Raw genomic sequence first — 21085 nt, forward strand, 5'->3', positions numbered from 1 at the left:
AGCTTAAAGGAGTGTCTCGAATATGTTATGGCACTCCTGATTTTTTAAGAGGTACAAGATGACTTATAAAGACATTTTCAAAAAAGATGTTAGTAATAATCTATATCCGTTTTTTTGGCAACACGGTGAAAATCATGAGGTTTTAAAAGAATATATTGATAAAATCTATGAAAGTGGAATGAAAGGTTTATGCATTGAAGCCAGGCCACATCCGGAATATTTACAAGCTAAGTGGTGGAGTGATTTAGATTTAATAATTAGTGAATGTAAAAAGAAATCAATGAAGGTTTGGATTTTAGATGATTCACATTTTCCTACAGGATATGCTAACGGGAAAGTTGTAACTAAGTATCCCCAATATTTAAAGAAATACCTGAATTGTCGTTGTTATGATGTTCATGGTCCTATTAATAGAGCTAGGATTAATTTAAATATTTTAAAAGGCAGAGTATGGGATAAGCCGGATGCAAGTGATAGAGTATTGAAAATATATATGGCTAAAAGAATAAATCTAGATGAACAATATGTAGATAAAATTGATGATACAACACTTGTTGATATTACAGATAATTTTAATGTTGATACTAGATTGTTAACTGTTGATATTGCTGATGGAGCGTATAGAATTTTTGTGATATTTGAAACAAATAAAGGATTAGAAGAAGCCACTAAAGATTATTTAAATCCACTTGTAAAAGAAGCCACACAAGTGTTGATTGATGAAGTATATGAAAAACACTATGCTCATTATGCTGATGAATTTGGTAAGACTATAACTGCTTTTTTTAGTGATGAACCAAGATTTGGCAATATCAAAGGTACAGATGCATCTATTGGTATGGATATGCCATTGCCTTATTGTGATGGCTTATTTGAAAAATTGGATTTTGATTTGAGGTATTTGCCATTATTATGGTTTAACGCCAATGGTATGGAAAGCACAATTCGTTTTAAATACATGGATTTGATTACGAAATTATATAATGAAAATTTCACTAAGGTTTTAGCTGATTGGTGTAGTAACCACAGTGTTATGTATGTTGGACATACAATCGAAGATAATGGAGCTCATGCTAGATTGGGATATGGTACGGGTCATTATTTTAGGGGACAAGAGGCTATGCATATGGCAGGAATTGATGTGATTGGTACTCAAATTGTTCCTGGTATGAATTATCATCACGATGCTTTTAATACAGGTGGAGCAAATGGCGAATTTTATCATTATGCCTTAGCTAAGTTAGGAACATCAAGTGCTTATTTAGACCCTAAGAAAAAAGGAAATACGATGTGTGAGGCATTTGGAGCTTATGGGTGGAATGAAGGATTAAAAACTATGAAATGGATTAGTGATAGTTTAATGGCAAGAGGTGTAAATCACTTTGTGCCACATGCCTTCAATCCCAAAGATTTTCCTGACTGGGATTGTCCACCGCATTTTTATGCACATGGCAATAATCCGCAATTTAGATATTTTAAGATATTAGATGATTATATTAATCGTGTGACTTCTATGTTTAGTGAAGGAATGTACCCTTGTAAGATAGGTGTATTATATCCCGCTGAATTTGAATGGGCAGGAGCATATATGCCAATTGAAAAAGTATGTAAAGTTTTAACACAAAGTCAATTGTCATATAACATCGTCACAAGAGATTATTTGATGAATGCATTACTTAACCAAGGTTCATATATAATTAATCAAACTGAATTTGAAGTATTAGTTATTCCATATACTGACAATATGCCTAGAGATTTATTGGAAGTTCTAATTAAGATGCATAACAAAAATATAAAAGTAATTTTTGTTAATAAGATGTTTAATAATGTTTTAGACATTAATTCAGATGAAAATCTAGATGTAATTTGTGAATTTGAAGTAGTAGACATTAATGATTTAGGTAATAGATTGAAAAAATATCAATCAGTAGAACTTGAAAAAGACTATAAAGAATTAGTTATGCATGAATATTTAAAAGATAATTATCATATTTATATGTTCTTTAATGAAAGTACTTATATTGAAGTTAATACAAGTATTAATTTTGATAAAGATAGAAATGTATATGTATATAATGCTTTTGAAGATCAGTTGTATGAATCAGACAATACATTGAGTTTAACTCCATATGAATCAAAAATATATCTAGTCACAAAAGAAAAACTAATTGCCAAAAAACAAAATAAAATATGTGATTATCAAGATGTGAATATAGATATTAATTGGGATGTTTCGTATGCCAATGCAAAGGATTATCCAAACTTTAAATTAATTGAAGGATGTCATAGTTTATGTTGTATAGAAGAAATTGAAGGATATGAAACTAGTGTAGGTACGGTAAGATATTCTGGAGAATTTGTTATTGATAAAAGAACTAATATTATTTTGGATTTAGGTAATGTATATGAAACATGTCAAGTTTATGTTAATGATGTGTTAGTAGATACTAAAATATGTAAACCATATGTTTTTGATTTAACTAATTTAATTGTGGAAGGTAAAAATTCAATATATATTGAAGTCACAAATACTCTCGGTACAGAAATAAGAGATGGATTAAGTAGTTATTTGCCAATTGAACGGTTTGGAATTGAAGGACCGGTTGTGTTTAAAAGTAAAAAATAGAATAAAGGAGATATTAATTATGGGATTTAGAAAAGATTTTTTATGGGGAGGAGCGACAGCTGCTAACCAATGTGAAGGTGCATATAATGTTGGTGGAAGAGGATTAGCGAATGTTGATGTATGTCCACATGGACCGGATCGTTTTCCGGTAATGTTGGGTAAAAAACATATTACAGAAATTGATTCTGAACACAATTTCCCGGCATTAGAAGCAATTGATTTTTATCATCATTATAAAGAAGACATTAAATTATTTGCAGAAATGGGGTTTAAAACTTTTAGATTAAGCATAGCTTGGAGTAGAATTTTTCCGCTAGGTGATGAAGAAACTCCCAATGAAGAAGGATTACAATTCTATGAAGATGTTTTTAGAGAATGTCATAAATATGGTATAGAACCACTTGTAACAATTACTCACTTTGATTGTCCAATGCATTTAATAAAAAAATACGGTGGATGGAAAAATCATAAGATGATTGATTTCTACAAAAACTTAGTAACAGTATTATTTACTAGATACAAAGGTTTGGTTAAATATTGGTTAACGTTTAATGAAATTAATATGATTTTACATTTACCATTTATGGGAGCAGGCTTAATGTTTGAAGAAGGGGAAGATGAGACATATGCAAAATATATTAGTGCTCATCATGAATTAGTCGCAAGTGCACTGGCTACTAAGATTGCACATGAAATTGATCCCAATAATATGATTGGATGTATGGTAGCTGCTGGAGAATATTATCCATATTGTGCAATGCCAGAAGATGTATGGGATGCAAAATGTAAAGAAAGAGAAAACTTAATGTTCATTGATGTTCAAGCTAGGGGATATTATCCAAATTATGCTTTAAAAGAATTTGAACGATTAGGTATTGAATTGGATATGAGTGAAGAAGAGGAAAAACTATTGAGAGAAAACACTGTTGATTTTATTTCTTTTTCTTATTATTCATCGAGATGTACAACAACAAGAACAGATGTAGAAGGAAGTACGGGAAATGCCTTCAAAGGAACTAAAAATCCATATCTTAAGTCAAGTGAATGGGGATGGCAAATTGATCCATTAGGTTTAAGAATTACTATGAATACATTATATGATCGTTATCAAAAACCATTATTTATTGTAGAAAATGGATTAGGAGCTAAAGATGTTCTAGTAAATGGAACAGTTGAAGATGATTATCGTATTGATTATTTAAGACAACACATTAAAGCAATGAAAGATGCAGTTGAGCTTGATGGTGTTGATTTATTGGGATATACCCCATGGGGATGTATTGATTTAGTATCTGCTTCAACAGGAGAAATGAGTAAACGCTATGGATTTATTTATGTAGACAAAGACGATAACGGGGAAGGAACTTTAAAACGTTACAAGAAAAAATCATTTTATTGGTATAAAGATGTTATCGCATCAAATGGTGAAAACTTATAATAGTTTCAAATTTAAAGAATCAGGGCTAATCTGTTAACCCTGGTTCTTTATTTTTCTATTTCAATGATCTCGTTTTCTGTTCCTGGATTTCTTTGAATAACTGTATAAAAGAAAGTCTTGTGTTCAATTACATCATCTCCATATGATTTTAAATAACTAAATCGAGGAACTTGATTGAATTGGGTTACACAAATATAATCTGAAACCATAAAGAAGGAAAAGAAAGATATTATACATATACCAATACAAAGTAATTTCTTTTTAAAACATAGAGTCAATCCAGTAATAATAAACAAACTACCTAATATCGCATAGATACTAGACCAACTACTATCATTGGGAAAAATTGATAAAGCTGAAACCAAAATAAATAAACCAAATACAATAAGACAAATACACACTATTTTTCTTTTTTCTATTTTTAATTTCTCATTACTATAATCTACTACACACTTAACATCACTTTTATCTTCTATCATTCTTTTACCCTCAATAATTTCTGAAATACTAACACCATAAAATTCTGATAACTCAATTAATAAACTCAAATCCGGTAAATTAGAACCCGTTTCCCAACGTGAAACAGAACGAGACGATACCATTAATTTTTCAGCTAAAGCTTCCTGGGTTAGATTCTTTTCTTTTCGTAGTTCCTTTAAAAACAATCCTATATTTTTAGAATCCATATGATTTCCTCCTACATACAAACTATATTATCTATCTTCAAATTACCACGACACAGACTAAGAATCACTAGACAATTGTGTCTAAATAAAAAAATGATATCTTTTCAGATATCAAACACTCAAAATAAGAATGGTAAGAATACTAGAAATCCCCCAACTAAGACAAAAACCAAGAACTCCTAGATCCGCAACAAAAGGAAGAACCAATCCAAATCCAAGAATACAAAGAGCCAGTATAACTTGAAGTGAATCAGGAGCAGATCCAACATCAATATTCTTTTTATGATTTGACTTAGATGAAGAAGAATAAGAAGAATCATTCATAGCTTCCATATTCATATAATCATCAAACAAATCATGTTCATCATTTCCATTCCAATCAAAGTTATTCATAACCACATAATACAACATAAAATAAAACAAAAAAATAAATTTATTTAAAAATATATGCTTGCAAATATCAGTGTAAATGATATACTTGTAATGCAAATTCAACCAAAGTATATATCCAATATACGAGGGGAAAAAATCCTTATTTAAACGTTGTAAGGATTTTTTTTTATGCCTTTTTTTCTAAAAATAAAACAAACAAGGAAAATAATACCTTGTCTGTTTAAAATATTCAGTTTTTTATAATATTTATTTATGAGCCAATAATTTAATATTTGAGTTTAATGTTTTGTTCGATTTATATATATACCATAATCTTTTGATGATTTCTCTATAGTAATTACTATCAAGTTTTAAATAGTTGGCAGCAGATATTGTAGTTTGGTTTTCCAAAGCTTTTTGTAAGGCATTTGAAAAACAATAACCAAGTACTTCAGTACCAATTGCCGAGAATATGTCAAAAAACATTTCTTTTTCATTATCATAATTATGTTTAATTAGATATTTCATATCGCCCATGTTTTTCAGTACTTGTTTTAATTCGTCAGAATCATTAAAATATCTTCCTAACGTATCATATGAGAATACATTGTTTTCTAATTTAAATAGAAGAGTAATACAAGCTAATTGATATGTAAGTCCATTTTTGATAATCGGCAAAACTTCTTGTTTATCAAAACGTGATAAATCAGTTTTTAAAAATTGACGATAATATTCTTGTATTTTTAATAAATCAGCTAAAACTCCTGCTTCCACTTGGTCACCGAAAATATTGAAGTAAACTTGTTCGTTGAACATTTTTTGTGGATTGCTTCGAGCAGATCCAGGTTGTTGAACAATAGCAGCCAATCCAATTTTACCAATTTGTTCAAGTGTGGCACTTTGGTGTGGTTCACTAAATTGTTTAGGAACTTTTTCACCTTTTTTAGTTAAATAATAAACATTTTCATGTTTAAGTCTTTGTTTTAGACGAAGCTGTTCAGGTGAATTTGCTTTTAAATCAGCCTTCTTAATAGGTTTTTGTGAATTTGTTGATTCGGCAATTTCATAGGCAAAATTGTCTTTCTCCTTTTCACTAGATCCTTTTGATTTAATGACTTTACATTGAAGGTAAAAATCTTTTTCAATATCAGAACGACCAATTTTATATGTTGTTTGACCTCCGTTAATAATAGAGAACTTTTCAAGTTTAATATAAATACCATCAAAGTAATAATCATCACATATGATTACAATTCCATTGTTTTTGTACCAAAAGTTGTCGGGTTCTTTTGATATTGTTTGATCAATAGCTGTATCAACGTTTTTGTCACGAACAAAATAACGAAGGTTCTTTCCAAGTAGTGCATTACCTTTAATGTTCTGCAATTTTTGAAGGTCAAGAGCTGATACATTAACGATCACAGAATCTTCATATTCTAGATAATTATTAACTTTATCTAGTTTAAGTTTACCAGATTCTACATATGAACTATCATTTTCACAGAGCTGAATTTGTTGCTCGATGTCATTTTTAAAATTTAACTCTACTGAGTAGTTTTCTAAAAATTTATTTGAAGTTCTGATTAGTTTAGTTGTTTCTCTAGTTGTTTTAGGTGCATAAGAAGTAAAGAAATAAATTCGTATTTCACCGTTATCACCTTTTTGCCCTGTCGCATTACGATAGGCAGAAACTAAATTTTCATTATATTTACTAACACGATTGTTTTGTAGATCTTTTAAAGTTTCATTGATTTTATAAAGTTCACCAATTACATCTTCACTTTTTAAAGAAGTACTATTATAGTACTTACTTTGAATGACAATTACATCATTATCTTCACTGTTAGGATCGTTAAAGATCGCGTCGATACCACCGTCATTTGAACCATCTGTTAAATATTGAAGAATATTGTCTGGATCAAAGTCGAAACTTCTTTCTGAGAAGAAATAGAATTTCATGCAGAGTAAAGTAAACAAATGGTAATCTTGATAGGACTTAAATTGCGGATATTTAGATTTCATTTCTTTCATGTAGAAAGTTAAAATATCATTTCCATTATCCATATTGATTTCCTCTCTTCTTATTGTGTCTGTTGATTGTGGAAAACATTTGATGATAATTTGATCATGATCATTTACATAAAACTGTATAGTGTTTAAATCATTTTGATAAGGAATGTTTTCTTTATCAACTAAAACCTTTGTGCTAATAGGATAAATTTCTCTTAATTTATTTGATAAAGCGCTGCTAGGGTTATAGCGGAGTTGAATGATTTTTCGTGTTCCTTGAACATTTACATAAGTTAGCTTTGCTTCATATTCAATATTATTTAAAAATACTGGAATACTTCTTTTTTCACCTTTAGTTAGCGTAAAAGACAACTTTGAAAATAATGAATCCCATGATTCAATCGGTATTGTTGTTCCATCCCATAAAATCGATTTATCAACGGGTTTATCTAAAAATAATTTTTCCACTTTAATCACCTAAAATAATTAGATCACATATTGGAACTATGGTCAAATACAGACTCTTTTATTTTCAACAAAGCACCTGCTATAATAGCTTCAGGTGATGATATGTCTAGTAAGTTTTATACGAATTATAGTGAAGAAAGATTTATTGATAAGTTAAGGAAGAACATTGATCTATGTAATAGTTTTTATTTTTCCGTTAGTTTTATTAAAAAAGCGGGTTTGAAGTTGATTGCTCCTAATATTGAAGCAGCACTAGCTAGAGGAGCTAAGGGAAAAATAATTACTTCTACGTATCAGAATTTTACAGATGTTGATTCTTTAACTTATTTTTATGGTTTACAGAATAAATATAATAATCAGTTTAGTTGTCATCTAGATATAGAGTGTTTTAAGGATTTAAATGGAAACACCAATGGGTTTCATTCAAAAGGATATTTATTTGAATTTGATGATTATAATGAATTATTAATTGGGTCTTCTAATATTACGGTATATGCGTTATTAAAGAATATTGAATGGGATGTATCGGTTATTGGTTCTTCTTATGACGAGGCTAAAAAAGAATTTAATTATTTATGGGATAAAACAGTATTATTAGATGAATCATTAATTTCAGAATATAAAAATAAATTATTTTATGCCATTGAACGATGGGACATGGACTATAGTGTAGCCAATGCTTCTACAAAACCTAATTACATGCAAAGAAAAGCTCTAAAAGAATTGAATCGAATTCGTGCTATGGGAGCTAGTAAAGCACTTATTTGTTCTGCAGCAGGGAGTGGAAAAACTTATTTGGCGGCTTTTGATGCCTTAAATTTTAATCCAGATCGTTTGTTGTATGTTGTTCAAGAAGGTTCTATTTTAATGAAATCTTTTGAAACGTTTCAGACAATATTTGGATCTAACAAAAGCTATGGAATTTATAATAAAGACTACAAAGAATTTGATAAAGATTTTGTGTTTTCAACGAATGTGACAATGGCTAATTCATTGGAATTATTTAATCCCCATGACTTTGATTACATTATTATTGATGAATGTCACCATGCCACAGCTAGTACATATCGAAAAATAATAGAATATTTTGAGCCACAGTTTTTACTTGGAATTACTGCTACTCCTGAAAGAATGGATGGAGAAGATGTATTTGAATTATTTGATCAAAATGTTCCCTATGAACTTCGATTAAGAGATGCGATTATGAATCACTTAGTTGTTCCTTTTCATTATTATGGAATTCGAGATGAATTAATTGAATATAGTGAAAAAAGTACGAAGGGACATAAATTCATTGAACAATTTTCAGATGAAAAACACTGTGACTTTATATATAAAATGATTGAAAAACATCGTATTCCAGGACAAAAACTAAAAGCTTTAGCATTTTGTCGTGATATTTCGCATGCGATTCGTATGTCTCAAGCCATGGAAGACTATTATCATACGCAATATTTAACAGGAAAAAACAGTATTGGAGAACGTATTCGAGCTTATAACGATCTTCAAAGTGATAATTCTGATTTAGAAATATTATTTACAGTGGATATCTTAAATGAAGGAGTGGATATTCCAGGCGTAAACATGGTTTTATTTCTTCGTCCAACGGATTCACAAACGATTTTCATTCAACAATTAGGACGTGGACTAAGAAACTATGAAGGAAAACAATATGTCACGGTATTAGACTTTATCGGAAATGACTATAAACGAAGTGTACAAATTGCCTTTGCCCTAGGAGGATTGTCTAAAAACTTCGTAATGGAAAAGAATTTGGTAAAAGATCTAGTTGTAGAAGATTTTAAGAGTATTGGTTTAAGTGATTATGGTGTTGAAATTCATTTTGATGATTTAAGTAAAAAAGAAATTATGGCTTATATCGATGATGTGAATTTTAATACAAGAAAATACTTGGAACAAGACTATAAGAATTTTAAAAAATACATAGGAGCAAGTGACTATCCAAAACACATGGATTACTTAAATAATGACTATGCCCCTGATTTATTAAAGTTCATGCAGTCAAAAATATCCGGAACAAAGAACTATTCGTATTATGGATTTTTAAAGAACATTAATGAAGATAATTTACCTGTATTCAATACAAGACAAGAAGAATTCATTAAATATCTTTCAGATATGTTGCCCATTGTGCGTGACTATGAATATTTAATTGTACAAGAAGTTATTGAACACGCTGGAAACATTAAAATAAAGGAATTAGAAAATATCATTAAACAAAAAACAAAATATTATAGCCAAGAATCATTTGATCATGCGATTCAATACATGATAGAAAGTGATTATTTTAAGTGTATAAATAATGTATTTAGTTTAAATGATATTGATCTAAACATTGAATTAGAACAATACTTAGAAGATTTAATTCAATATGGACTTAGTCGATATGAAATTGAATTCTCAGACCTAGAAGCAAATCAAACATTTAAACTATGGGCATCGTATAAAAAGACCCAAATTAAACAACTATTACTTAAAAATCCTAAAGACTATATGAAAGGAACGGATATATATGATGGAGTTGTATATATTTATGTAACCATTCATAAAGGAAATACTGTAAAAGAAAACTTAAACTATGATGATGGATATATTGATTCAAAAACATTCCAATGGGAAACAGTATCAAACATCTCCCAAAAAGAATTAATGGCAATTAAAATGAGTAAATGTGTTCATATATTTGTGAAGAAAACAAAAGAAGAAAATGGAATTGTTCTTCCTTTTACATATATAGGAAAAGGAAAAATGACATTCATAGAAAACTCATTAAAACCAAATGGAGCTTATTTATTCCATGTAGATATGGAACACGAAGCAGATGATGATGTTTATTTTGATTTTAAATTAAGAAGGTAATATAGTTTTGATATGAAAAACATTAAAGTAGTGGCTGCTATTATTGTAGATAATGGGAAATATTTGGCATGTGAAAGAGGTTATGGTGAATTTAAAGGACTATGGGAATTTCCTGGTGGTAAAGTTGAAAAGGATGAGTCATTAGAGGATGCTTTAGTTCGAGAGATACAAGAGGAATTGAATGTAACCGTTTGTGTTGATTCTTATTTTGATAGTGTGGAATGGGATTATCCTTCTTTTCATTTATCTATGGCTTGTTTTATGTGTTCAATTGAATCGGGAATTATTTCATTAAATGAACACAATCATATACAATGGTTACATCAAGATGAACTAGATGATGTTCATTGGCTAGATGCAGACAAGATAATAGTTGAAAAGTTGAAGGAGTTTATATGTTTAGAGGGATAAGAAGAACTAAGAATGAATTGGATATAAGTGAGGGTATTGTTTTACTTGAAAGTAATAGAAGAGGGGCTTTATCGGTTTATGGAGATGATGGATATCCATATACGATTCCTGTTAATTTTTATTATGAAGACAATCATCTTTATATTCATTGTGCTAAAAAGGGACATAAACTAGATTCAATTCATAGGAATTCCAAAGTATGTTTCACTACATGGAATGATGGAATACTAAAAGATGATTGGGCATATTATGTTTCAAGTGTTGTTTGTTTTGGACAAGCCAAGATTATGGAAGACAAGACAAAGATGAGGGAAATGATTTGGAAATTGGGATGTAAGTATTATCCCAATGAATTAGAAGTAAAAGAAGAAATTGATAAAGATTTTGATTTTATTTCTATGATTGATATTGATATTGAACACATGAGTGTAAAACAAATACATGAAAGATAGGACCTATTATGATTGAACAAAGAATATTTATATCGACTAATACACATGACATTCCTATGGTGATTACGTATCCAGATTTAGATGGAAAATATCCTTGTATGTTACTGTTACATGGATTTTTAGCATATAAAGAAGGAGATGGGTATTTATTTACGAAAACAGCTCAGGCTTTAGCTAATAATGGAATTGCGAGTGCTCGTATAGATTTTTGCAGCATGGGAGAAAATCGTTATTCTCGTAAATTCTATGGAACAAAAATATGTATTGAAGAAACAAAGGAAGCTTTTAATTATTTGTGTTCTTGTGATCATATTGATTCAAGTCGTATTGGGCTATTGGGACATAGTATGGGAGCTCGTATTGCCTTATTGTGTTCTGATCTAGATAGTAAGTGTATGGTTACTTTTAATGGAGCAGTGAATGTAGAAGAACCATATGCTTTTGATATTTTATCAAATCAAAATAAAGAAGAATTAAAAACACAAGGATATACGTTTATGTATCCAAGTGATGGAAGAGTTGAATTATTGTTTAATCAATTTTATTTAGACTGTGAAATACATTCCAGTGAAATATATAACTACCATCGTCCTATTTTAGTTTGTGTAGGGAAACAAGACCCTACTTTAAATCCAGAAATAAGTTATAGATTTGCACGTAAACACCCATATGCTGATTTATTAGAAATAGATGGAGCCAATCATACATTTAATGCCAAGACAAAAGACTATACAAAAGTAGATGAATTACTTGAAAAAGTGGTATCATGGTTAAAAATCAATTTATAGGATGGTGAATATATGGAATATTGGGATATCTATGATGAAAATAAACAATTAACAGGACAAACAATGAAGAAAAATGATTGGATTTTAAAACCTGGTCAATATCATTTATCTGTTTTAGGAATTATTCAAAATAAAGAAGGAAACTACTTAATTACCCAAAGAGTGATGACAAAAGCATGGGCACCTGGTTGGTGGGAAGTACCAGGAGGTGCTTGTATGGCAGGTGAAAGTTCTAAAGAAGCTGTCATTCGTGAAGTAAAAGAAGAAACGGGATTAGATGTTTCAAATGCCGAAGGTGGCTTTGTGATGAGTTATCATAGAGAAAATCCTGGGGATAATTATTTTGTGGATGTTTATAAATTTATATTGGATTTTGATAAAGAAGATGTTTGTATTCAATCCAAAGAAGCTCTTGATTTTAAATTAGCTTCATTGGAAACAATGGAACAATTAGATAAAGAAGGAATTTTCCTTCATTTTCAATCAATTAAGGAGGCACTATGAAATTAAGAAATGGAATTGAAATTCCTGATATTGGATATGGAACATGGAAAACACCTAATGATGAAGTAGCAATTTCTTCTGTTCAGTGTGCAATTGAATGTGGGTATCGCCATATTGATGGAGCTCATATATATAAAAACGAAGAAATGATTGGAAAAGCTATTCATAATTGTGGAATCGATCGTAAAGACTTATTTATTACCAATAAAGTATGGAACCTATATCGAGGATATGAATCTACTCTAAAGGCATTAGACGATTCCTTAGAAGCCATGGGATTGGATTACTTTGATTTATATTTAATTCATTGGCCAGCCAATGAATTAGGCTATGAAAACCCAAGACAAGTGAATCGTGATACTTGGCAAGCTTTAATTGATGCTTATAAACAAGGAAAAGTAAAGGCTATTGGTGTTTCTAATTTTAAGATTCATCATTTAGAACAAATTATGGATATGGAAATACAACCAATGGTTAATCAAATTAAATTTCATCCAGGACTTACCCAAGATGAATTAGTTCAATATTGTCAAGAACACGACATTGTTGTAGAAGCCTATAGTCCATTAGGAAGAACAACGATATTAGAAAACGAAGAATTAAAGAATTTAGCTTTAAAATATCATAAAACAACATCACAAATTAGTCTTCGTTATATCCTTCAAAAAGGAATTATTCCTTTACCTAAATCAGTGACGCCTAGTCGTATTCAAGAAAACTTTGATATCTTTGATTTTTCAATTTCAAAAGAAGACATGGATATAATTGATAACTTAAAAATAGATTATGTACTACAAGATTCAGATACAATGAGGCCTTAATATGGAAAAGATGATACAAGACGCAAAGAATAAAAAAAGAGAAGCAGTGTTAGCTTTATATGAACAAACCAAAGGAAAAGTTTATTTCTTTTGTGACTTTTTATTAGAAGATAAAACTAAAACGGATTTTGTTTTTGAAGAAGTTTATGATGAAATTTGGAAAATATTCTTTCAAAAGAATATTCAAACAATTCAAGAATTCAATGACTTGTGTTTAAAATCCACAATTCGTATTTGTGAAAATAAATTGTCTTTGAATGCTCAAAAATGGAAAGATGCCAAACCAAGTGTTGAAGAAACAATTGAAATTCTAGACATGAAAGAAGATATTCCTTTTGAACAAATCAATGAAAAATTAAATACATTTAATTTGGAAACAAGATTTATTATTAAATCCTATTTATATTCTGATTTCAGTATTCGTCAATTAGCCGATGCTCTATCTTTTGATGAACTAGTATTAGAAGACTACATTCAATATTGTTTTCAAAGCAATAAAGACATGAAACACTATAAATACAATTGTTTGAAACAAAGTAAAGATCCATATCAGCCAGTGGATGCCAAGTGTAAAGATAAAATAGAAGCATTTACACACAAAGAACCAAGCAAGAAAAAATGGTTACTTATACCAATTCTTTTAGTTGTTCTAGTATGTGGATATTTATTATTTAAACCAGCACCTACTTATTTTGCCGACATTAAAATTAAAGACTATGGAACAATTGTTGTGCAATTAGACAGTGAACAAGCACCTGAGACAGTGGAAAACTTTGTGGATTTAGCGGAATCTGGTTTCTATGATGGCCTAACTTTCCACCGCATTATTGATGGTTTTATGATGCAAGGAGGAGATCCCAATGGAAATGGAACCGGAGGATCGGATAAAACCATTAAAGGAGAATTTTCAGCCAATGGAGTCGATAATGAATTATCACATACGCGTGGAACAATCTCGATGGCACGAAGCTCAGCCTATGATTCGGCTAGTTCACAATTCTTTATTGTTCAATCGGATTCAACGTTCTTAGATGGTCAATACGCTGCCTTTGGAACAGTTTTATCAGGAATGGATATTGTTGATGAAATATGCGAACAAGCACAACCAACTGATGATAACGGAACAATTGAAGCAAGTGAACAACCCGTTATTGAATCCATTACCATTCGTACAGAATAGATTTGTCTTATGACAAGTCTATTTTTTTGTAACTGACAACAATAATGTCGCATTAAAATATAAGATACAAATAAGAAGGAGGAATCAATATAATCGATGTGTTAATTTAAAAATGGAAGTAGAATAAAGTAAGAAAGGGATGATTCTATGGCAAAAGTAATTCGTTCTGGAAACAGTAATCGTTCTATGACATGTCCTGAATGTGGTAGTCACAACATTGAGTTGTACGAAGACAATATGGAATATGTTTCAAAGACAAAAACAACACTAAACCTAAATCCACTCCATCCATTTCGACTTACTAACCACAAAACGCAAACTAAAGCTGTGCCTAAGAAAAAAGTAAATTCAGCTAAAGTGGGAGCTGCTTTAATGACAGGTGGAATGAGTTTATTGGTAACAGGTGGAGTGAAATCAAAGGCAAAGAAACAATGGTATTGTTGTAATTGTGGATGCATATTTGAACAATGAAATTGGTGAAAATTTGATTGACCTCATTACCTCCCTATCTACTAATATCAAAAACACCAGGACATTTAAAAAATTGAAAAAAGGTTTGATAAATTTTTTCGACGGCGTTACATAAAAACATACAGATACACATAAAATGGGAATGGACGTTGAAATGTAATTTGTTTTGTAATAAAATCGCATTACTAAAAAATGTGCAACTGCACGGAAAATGGGAGTGAAGTTATGGAAATCAAGAGAGATGTTTATCTACAACAGCTAATCGAACGTAGGGACAACGGCATGATAAAAGTTGTTACGGGTATTCGTAGATGCGGAAAGTCTTTTCTGCTATTTACGATTTTCAAAAGATACCTTTTGAAAAGTGGTGTTGATGCAGACCATATTATCGAAATTGCTCTAGATGGCATTGAAAACGAAGAACTGCGAGATCCAAAGGTGTGTTTTCGCTACATTAAGGACGCAATGAAAGATTCTGACAAATACTATCTGCTTCTAGATGAAGTCCAGTTTATGCCACGATTTGAGGAAGTTCTGAACAGCTTGCTTCGTATGAGCAACATAGATGTTTATGTAACCGGTAGCAACTCCAAATTCTTTTCCAGTGACATCGTGACTGAGTTCCGTGGCAGAGGTGATGAGATAAGGATTTATCCGCTTTCTTTTGCAGAGTTTTATTCTGTCTATGACGGTGATTATGACGATGCCTGGGACGAGTACATGACCTATGGAGGATTGCCGCAGGTTGTAGGGTTCCAAAGTGAGCGACAGAAAGCAGATTATCTGAGAAACATTTTTGCCAATGTATATCTGAAGGATGTTATTGAAAGAAACAAGATTCAAAGTGTGGATGAAATAGGAATTCTGGTTGATGTTCTTGCGTCTGTAATCGGGGCACCTACCAATCCATCAAAAATTGCGAACACGTTTACCAGTGAACGCCAGATGACTTATACCAACAAGACAATCTCTCATCATATCAACCTATTGGCAGAAGCTTTTCTGATTTCCAAAGCCAGCCGATATGACATCAAAGGTAGAAAATATATCGGTGCAAACTTGAAGTATTATTTTACTGATCTGGGGCTTAGAAACGCTCGACTGAATTTTAGGCAACAAGAACCAACACATATTATGGAAAACATTGTTTATAACGAGCTGTTGCTTCGTGGCTACAATGTAGATGTGGGTGTTGTCGATGTATATGATAAGGATAAGGATGGACACCGTGTTCGTAAACAACTGGAAGTTGACTTCGTAGTAAATCAGGGCAATCAAAGATATTATATCCAGGTAGCATACGATATGGCATCGGAAGAAAAACAGACACAGGAATTTAATTCTCTGCGCAACATCCCGGATTCCTTCAAAAAGATTGTTATTGTTAATGGTAGCAAGAAGCCTTGGAGAAACGATGAAGGCTTTGTGATTATGGGAATGAAGTATTTCCTCTTGAATACGGATAGCTTGGAATTTTAAGCGGCTGAGAAAGCCGAAACCTGGTAACCATTATTAAAAAGAGGTGCTGAATTATTTACCAAAACTGGTAAAAAATCTGGCACCTAATTTTGTGCATTCTTATGCTGACGTTTATAACCTCTGCATTAACCTTGGCTCTGCATTAACCTTGGTAACAACCTTGGTATAACTTCGTTTAACCTCCGTAACAACCTCCGTAATAACCTCCGTATTTACATTATCAAACATTATGATAATATGGGTATTTATTACACGATTTCGGTAAATCTTTGCGTAATGTAGGTAAGATATCTATATTAACCTCCGTAATAACCTTGGTAAAAGCCTCGGTAAAAAAATCGTTAGAACTTTGTGATAACCATTTATTTGATATTGTGGCTATTTTGATTCATGTGTTATAAATACAAATTCATCAAATCACAATCAATGTATTCATTGTCTATTTTTAGAAACTTAGGGAAAGTTCCTATTTTTGTGAAACCATACTTTTCATATAAATGAATTGCTGACTTATTATCACATCTTACTTCTAAAGAAATAACTTCTATGTTTTTATTTTTTGATTGCGATATAGCTTGTTTCATTAATTCCGTTCCAATCCCTTGATTCCAATACGCTTTTTTTACCGTGATAGAAAGTTCAGCTCTATGTTTTAAACGATTTCTTGTTAGAACGTTGATATTGATGTTTCCAATAATTTCATTACCATCCAAAGCTAACAACATTACAGAATTAGAATCAATAATGGATTGAATATAATCTTGTTCTTGTTCAACTGTAATTCCTAGACCCTCTTGTCCAAATGTTAAATTATCGGATTCAGATCCAATTTGTTCTAAAAAAGTAAGAAAAGATTGAGCATCTTGTATTATCGCATCTCGATAAGTAATCATTATTCTTCCTCCTTGTCTTTTACCATGTAAGCTAAAGAATACTTGAATAATTCCTGGGAATCATCTAAATCACTGTCTAATAAAGTTTTTATTTTTTGAATACGATAATTAATAGTATTACGATGGGTAAATAGTTCTTGGGCAATGATGGAAATAGCTCCATTGTATTTTAAATAATATTCAAAAGTAAGTTCTAATTGAGAATGATGTTTTTTGTCATATTCAATTAATGGATTTAAACACTCATGATAATAATCATTTAAAATATCTTTATCTTCAACACTGAATAAAATTTGATAGAAACCTATATTTGAAAAAATAGCTAGTTCTTGTTCAAAGCGATGTGCGTATTCTAAAGCTGCTTTGGCTCTTTTATAGTTTTTGGCCGTTGATTTTAAATCATGAAGACTACTTCCAATGCCAATACGAATCGGAAGATTTCCTAGCTTTGATTTAGAAACATGAATCATTTTTTCACACATAGAATATAAATTAGGCAAAGGTAAACTATTGGTAATCAAAATTAAATGATCTTCATACCAGAAGAATAAATACTTACAGTTGATGTTTCCAAAATAAAAACGAAGACGAGCTTGGATTTTCTGTTTTTGTATTTCGGTTTCATCTTTTTTTAACACATCAATAACAGTAATCTGAAAATCATTGTTTACATCAAAATATTCACTTAATTCTTCACGATATTGATCTAATTTTTCTTCGTTTTTAAATCCTTTAATAAAATAAGACGCAATTTTTTCATCATTAATGGTTGCTTGTTGACAACGAATACTAATGTCTTTGATAAATAAATTGACATGAATTTCCCAAGGAAGTGTTAATAAAGGGAAATTATGTTGGTCACAATAATGAATAATGGATTCGGGAATTTCATTGATATATTCTCCGGTATTAATGATTAAGCCTACACAGTTTCTTTGTACTAAACGAATAATACAATCCATTAGTGCTTGTTCACTTTGAAAACCTACGCCTAGTGTTAAAGCTAAGTCATTGGACCATAGAAATTGAATGATTTTAGGATCTTCAACTAAATGGACCCAACCAACAGGGTGAACCCCACCTTTTTTACCAGCAATCCAGTTTAATTTGTATTGTTCTTGTACTTGTACATATAAGTCATCTAAAGATATCATATTGCCTCCTACTTATGATTAATTGTTTATAGTTTATATACAAATATGTGATTGTTTATAAAACATAGACTATTGTATTTATTGTTTACACATTGTAAACAAATGAAAATTTTCATGAAAAAGTTTTATAAATTTATTTGTGCTATAAGCACAAAATATACTTAAATGATTAGGCTATCAAGCTATTTTAATTCTATCATATTGGTTCTATAATACAATTACAAAGAGAAAACAAAAGAGTTGGAGGGTTTAATTATGATGTATGGTAATGTTTATTTTCAAATGTATGATTTAGAAAGAAATTGTCCACAATGGTACAAATCAGAAAGATACAACTATTGTGATTCACAAAAAATCAACAAATTATACCGTCTTTTTTCTAGAAAATATAGATAATAAATAAAGAGGATTTGAAATCCTCTTTTTTTTTGTTTACTAATTAAAGACACTGAATAAATTCAATTAATAACTCATACATATTCTTAAAAGAAACAAGATTTAAACGTTCTTTAGGAGAGTGAATATGCTCCATTTCTGGTCCAATAGTAATAATATCAAGATCTGGCATCTTTCCTTTGAACACACCTGTTTCCAGACCACCATGGGTTGCGTATTCTTTTAACTCAATTCCTGTTTTTTCATAATAAAGTTTTTTGAAAGTCGTTAATAATTTAGAATCTTTATCACAAGTCCATCCGGAATACGATTCACCATGGCTTGTTTGACAATGACATAAGTTGGCAAGTCCATCTAACTGCATTAAGACATCATTTCGTTTTGATTCTTCAGGGGAACGAATAAAATAACTCGCTGTACATTGATTGTTTTCAATGTTTGTGAGTCCTAAGTTTAAGGAACAAAGCGGTAAATTTTCAATACGCTGTGATAGTTCTAGACAACCATTAATGGATAAATACAAATATTGAATCCATTCCTTAGATTGTTCTAAACCAATACATTGATCACTTGTTGTTTGCGATAAATTCATGAATACATTTGGATCATTTTCTTTTAATTCTTCTTTAATTGTATTAAAAATAGATTCGATAGTCGAAGTTACAAAATGTATATCCTGACTTGTACTAAAAGTAACGGAAGCATCTCTTGGAATCGCATTGACCTTCGATCCTCCTTGTAAAGATACAAGCGAAACATCAATTCCTTGTGTCATACAATAATATAAAATACGAGCTACAATACGAATGGAATTACCTTTATATTTATTGATATCGCCTCCAGAATGACCTCCGGATAATCCATCAATTTCAACGGTAATACATGGATTTTCATTTTTATGCCAAGTGATTTCCTTTGAAATATCACAACCAACTGAACCACTACTTGAAATACAAATTTGATTCGTGATTTCGGAGTCTAAGTTAATCATCATTTTACTCTTCAACATGGAAGTATCTAAGTACGTTGCACCACATAAACCAACTTCTTCTTGAACAGTAAATACACATTCTAAAGCGGGTAAAGATAAAGTGTCATCATCTAATAAGGCAAGCATGTAGGCAACACCAGCTCCATCATCAGCTCCTAGTGTTGTTTTCGTGGCATATAACCAATTGTCTTTTTCATAGATTTGTAGAGGATCCGTATCAAAATTATGATTCGAATCTTTGTCTTTTTCATTAACCATATCTATATGTGCTTGAAGTAAAATGGATTTTCCTTCAAATGATTCAGACGCTTCTTTGAAAATAATCACATTATAAAGTTCATCTTGAATGTATTGAAGATGATGCTCCTTGGCAAAATTCATAATATAATCGGATAGTTCTTTTTCGTGATACGAACCATGTGGAATCTTACAAAGTTCATTAAAGTAATAATTTATTTTTAATTGTGTATCAAACATATAAATTCCTCCTTTCTTGATTTTAGAACAAAAAAAGGGAGAAAAACAATCTCCCTGTCATTATTTTATATTATTTTAGATTAAGTGAGGACACAAATTCATAAGAAACGACCTTTATTTGAATGATTTTCTAGTATATAATGAAGTAAAGGATTGATATAACATTATGGAAAAGATATTAACTAGCCGGGAAATCCAAATAATGGATGTCCTATGGAATTCCTCTTCTAACTTATCCGCATCACAAATCGCTGACCAATGTGAAGACATGAGCGTCTATTCAGTACAACAAGTACTTCAAAGACTATTGAAATTAGGGTTTATCGTTGTTGATGATATCGGATATTCAAAAAAAGTATTAACACGTTTGTATGTCCCTACCGTTTCACAAGGAGAATATATTTGTTTCTTATTAGGAAATGATAAAAATAAGATATTGGATTTAATGTCTTATATTGTTTCCAAAGAAACAGATGTTGATATATTAAATAAATTTGATTCTTTAATTCATAATAAAATACATGAACTAAACTAAGAGGCTGTAACAGTTAAATAGCCTGTACAAAAAAGGATAGCTGACTCAATTAC

The 21085-nt window shown here is 30.6% G+C and carries 18 protein-coding genes; 12 read left to right on the top strand and 6 right to left on the bottom strand.

The window, feature by feature from the left end; all coding sequences use genetic code 11:
* Positions 1-58: 58 nt before the first annotated feature.
* Positions 59-2626, top strand: coding sequence for a hypothetical protein (locus tag ACI313_RS04995; RefSeq protein WP_439755448.1), 2568 nt, complete (start codon positions 59-61; stop codon positions 2624-2626).
* Positions 2627-2645: 19 nt separating this feature from the next.
* A complete protein-coding gene (locus ACI313_RS05000) occupies positions 2646-4064 on the top strand; it encodes a 6-phospho-beta-glucosidase (RefSeq protein ID WP_439755449.1) in 1419 nt (472 codons plus the stop codon).
* Between the two features lie 47 nt (positions 4065-4111).
* On the opposite strand, the gene ACI313_RS05005 is transcribed toward ACI313_RS05000, so the two are convergent.
* The 3 genes from ACI313_RS05005 to ACI313_RS05015 form a co-directional block, all read right to left on the bottom strand.
* Positions 4112-4750 carry a helix-turn-helix domain-containing protein gene (locus tag ACI313_RS05005; RefSeq protein WP_439755450.1) on the bottom strand — a complete coding sequence of 213 codons (639 nt, stop codon included), beginning with the start codon at positions 4748-4750 and terminating at the stop codon, positions 4112-4114.
* 111 nt (positions 4751-4861) lie between these two features.
* Positions 4862-5143: a hypothetical protein gene (locus ACI313_RS05010; protein ID WP_320609083.1), complete on the bottom strand. Its 282-nt coding sequence runs from the start codon at positions 5141-5143 to the stop codon at positions 4862-4864.
* Positions 5144-5389: 246 nt separating this feature from the next.
* A complete protein-coding gene (locus ACI313_RS05015; protein ID WP_439755451.1) occupies positions 5390-7600 on the bottom strand; it encodes an AIPR family protein in 2211 nt (736 codons plus the stop codon).
* Between the two features lie 102 nt (positions 7601-7702).
* Here ACI313_RS05015 and ACI313_RS05020 point away from each other — a divergent pair, with 102 nt between their 5' ends.
* The 9 genes from ACI313_RS05020 to ACI313_RS05060 all read left to right on the top strand — a co-directional run bounded on the left by ACI313_RS05020 (position 7703) and on the right by ACI313_RS05060 (position 16586).
* Positions 7703-10480, top strand: coding sequence for a DUF3427 domain-containing protein (locus ACI313_RS05020; RefSeq protein WP_439755452.1), 2778 nt, complete (start codon positions 7703-7705; stop codon positions 10478-10480).
* Between the two features lie 12 nt (positions 10481-10492).
* On the top strand, positions 10493-10891 hold the full coding sequence (locus ACI313_RS05025; RefSeq protein ID WP_439755453.1) for a (deoxy)nucleoside triphosphate pyrophosphohydrolase: 399 nt from the start codon (positions 10493-10495) through the stop codon (positions 10889-10891).
* Positions 10876-11343, top strand: a complete 468-nt coding sequence (locus ACI313_RS05030) for a pyridoxamine 5'-phosphate oxidase family protein (protein WP_439755454.1) — start codon at positions 10876-10878, stop codon at positions 11341-11343. Before ACI313_RS05025 ends, ACI313_RS05030 begins: the two co-directional genes overlap by 16 nt.
* Before the next feature lie 8 nt (positions 11344-11351).
* Positions 11352-12131 (top strand): alpha/beta hydrolase family protein, encoded by a 780-nt coding sequence (locus tag ACI313_RS05035; protein WP_439755455.1) that lies wholly within the window; start codon positions 11352-11354, stop codon positions 12129-12131.
* A 12-nt stretch (positions 12132-12143) separates the two neighbouring features.
* A complete protein-coding gene (locus ACI313_RS05040; RefSeq protein WP_320609087.1) occupies positions 12144-12635 on the top strand; it encodes an NUDIX hydrolase in 492 nt (163 codons plus the stop codon).
* Positions 12632-13456, top strand: a complete 825-nt coding sequence (locus ACI313_RS05045; RefSeq protein WP_320609088.1) for an aldo/keto reductase — start codon at positions 12632-12634, stop codon at positions 13454-13456. Before ACI313_RS05040 ends, ACI313_RS05045 begins: the two co-directional genes overlap by 4 nt.
* 1 nt (position 13457) lies before the next feature.
* Positions 13458-14636, top strand: a complete 1179-nt coding sequence (locus ACI313_RS05050; RefSeq protein ID WP_439755456.1) for a peptidylprolyl isomerase — start codon at positions 13458-13460, stop codon at positions 14634-14636.
* Between the two features lie 147 nt (positions 14637-14783).
* Positions 14784-15107: a hypothetical protein gene (locus tag ACI313_RS05055; RefSeq protein WP_320609090.1), complete on the top strand. Its 324-nt coding sequence runs from the start codon at positions 14784-14786 to the stop codon at positions 15105-15107.
* A 225-nt stretch (positions 15108-15332) separates the two neighbouring features.
* Entirely contained in the window at positions 15333-16586 is a 1254-nt protein-coding gene (locus ACI313_RS05060; protein WP_439755457.1) for an ATP-binding protein, read from the top strand.
* A gap of 395 nt (positions 16587-16981) precedes the next feature.
* Here ACI313_RS05060 and ACI313_RS05065 read toward each other — a convergent pair whose 3' ends face one another.
* From ACI313_RS05065 to pepD, 3 genes are all read right to left on the bottom strand, one after another.
* Positions 16982-17479, bottom strand: coding sequence for a GNAT family N-acetyltransferase (locus tag ACI313_RS05065; protein WP_439755458.1), 498 nt, complete (start codon positions 17477-17479; stop codon positions 16982-16984).
* Positions 17479-18633 (bottom strand): PucR family transcriptional regulator, encoded by a 1155-nt coding sequence (locus ACI313_RS05070; RefSeq protein WP_439755459.1) that lies wholly within the window; start codon positions 18631-18633, stop codon positions 17479-17481. The genes ACI313_RS05065 and ACI313_RS05070 overlap by 1 nt, the downstream gene beginning before the upstream one ends.
* A gap of 439 nt (positions 18634-19072) precedes the next feature.
* On the bottom strand, positions 19073-20497 hold the full coding sequence (pepD, locus tag ACI313_RS05075) for a beta-Ala-His dipeptidase (RefSeq protein ID WP_320609092.1): 1425 nt from the start codon (positions 20495-20497) through the stop codon (positions 19073-19075).
* 166 nt (positions 20498-20663) lie between these two features.
* Between pepD and ACI313_RS05080 the strand changes: the two genes are divergently transcribed.
* Complete coding sequence (locus ACI313_RS05080) at positions 20664-21032, top strand: BlaI/MecI/CopY family transcriptional regulator (RefSeq protein ID WP_439755460.1); 369 nt, start codon at positions 20664-20666, stop codon at positions 21030-21032.
* Positions 21033-21085: the final 53 nt, after the last annotated feature.

Origin of the sequence: Floccifex sp., from assembly GCF_051873495.1 — a bacterium.
GTDB lineage: Bacteria > Bacillota_I > Bacilli_A > Erysipelotrichales > Erysipelotrichaceae > Floccifex.

Coding starts and splice junctions, on each gene's coding strand:
- ACI313_RS05060 (WP_439755457.1), top strand. CDS start 15,333: ATGGAAATCAAGAGAGATGTTTATCTACAACAGCTAATCGAACGTAGG.
- ACI313_RS05005 (WP_439755450.1), bottom strand. CDS start 4,750: ATGGATTCTAAAAATATAGGATTGTTTTTAAAGGAACTACGAAAAGAA.
- ACI313_RS05045 (WP_320609088.1), top strand. CDS start 12,632: ATGAAATTAAGAAATGGAATTGAAATTCCTGATATTGGATATGGAACA.
- ACI313_RS05070 (WP_439755459.1), bottom strand. CDS start 18,633: ATGATATCTTTAGATGACTTATATGTACAAGTACAAGAACAATACAAA.
- ACI313_RS05050 (WP_439755456.1), top strand. CDS start 13,458: ATGGAAAAGATGATACAAGACGCAAAGAATAAAAAAAGAGAAGCAGTG.
- ACI313_RS05000 (WP_439755449.1), top strand. CDS start 2,646: ATGGGATTTAGAAAAGATTTTTTATGGGGAGGAGCGACAGCTGCTAAC.
- ACI313_RS04995 (WP_439755448.1), top strand. CDS start 59: ATGACTTATAAAGACATTTTCAAAAAAGATGTTAGTAATAATCTATAT.
- ACI313_RS05065 (WP_439755458.1), bottom strand. CDS start 17,479: ATGATTACTTATCGAGATGCGATAATACAAGATGCTCAATCTTTTCTT.
- ACI313_RS05080 (WP_439755460.1), top strand. CDS start 20,664: ATGGAAAAGATATTAACTAGCCGGGAAATCCAAATAATGGATGTCCTA.
- pepD (WP_320609092.1), bottom strand. CDS start 20,497: ATGTTTGATACACAATTAAAAATAAATTATTACTTTAATGAACTTTGT.
- ACI313_RS05025 (WP_439755453.1), top strand. CDS start 10,493: ATGAAAAACATTAAAGTAGTGGCTGCTATTATTGTAGATAATGGGAAA.
- ACI313_RS05055 (WP_320609090.1), top strand. CDS start 14,784: ATGGCAAAAGTAATTCGTTCTGGAAACAGTAATCGTTCTATGACATGT.
- ACI313_RS05040 (WP_320609087.1), top strand. CDS start 12,144: ATGGAATATTGGGATATCTATGATGAAAATAAACAATTAACAGGACAA.
- ACI313_RS05030 (WP_439755454.1), top strand. CDS start 10,876: ATGTTTAGAGGGATAAGAAGAACTAAGAATGAATTGGATATAAGTGAG.
- ACI313_RS05020 (WP_439755452.1), top strand. CDS start 7,703: ATGTCTAGTAAGTTTTATACGAATTATAGTGAAGAAAGATTTATTGAT.
- ACI313_RS05010 (WP_320609083.1), bottom strand. CDS start 5,143: ATGAATAACTTTGATTGGAATGGAAATGATGAACATGATTTGTTTGAT.
- ACI313_RS05035 (WP_439755455.1), top strand. CDS start 11,352: ATGATTGAACAAAGAATATTTATATCGACTAATACACATGACATTCCT.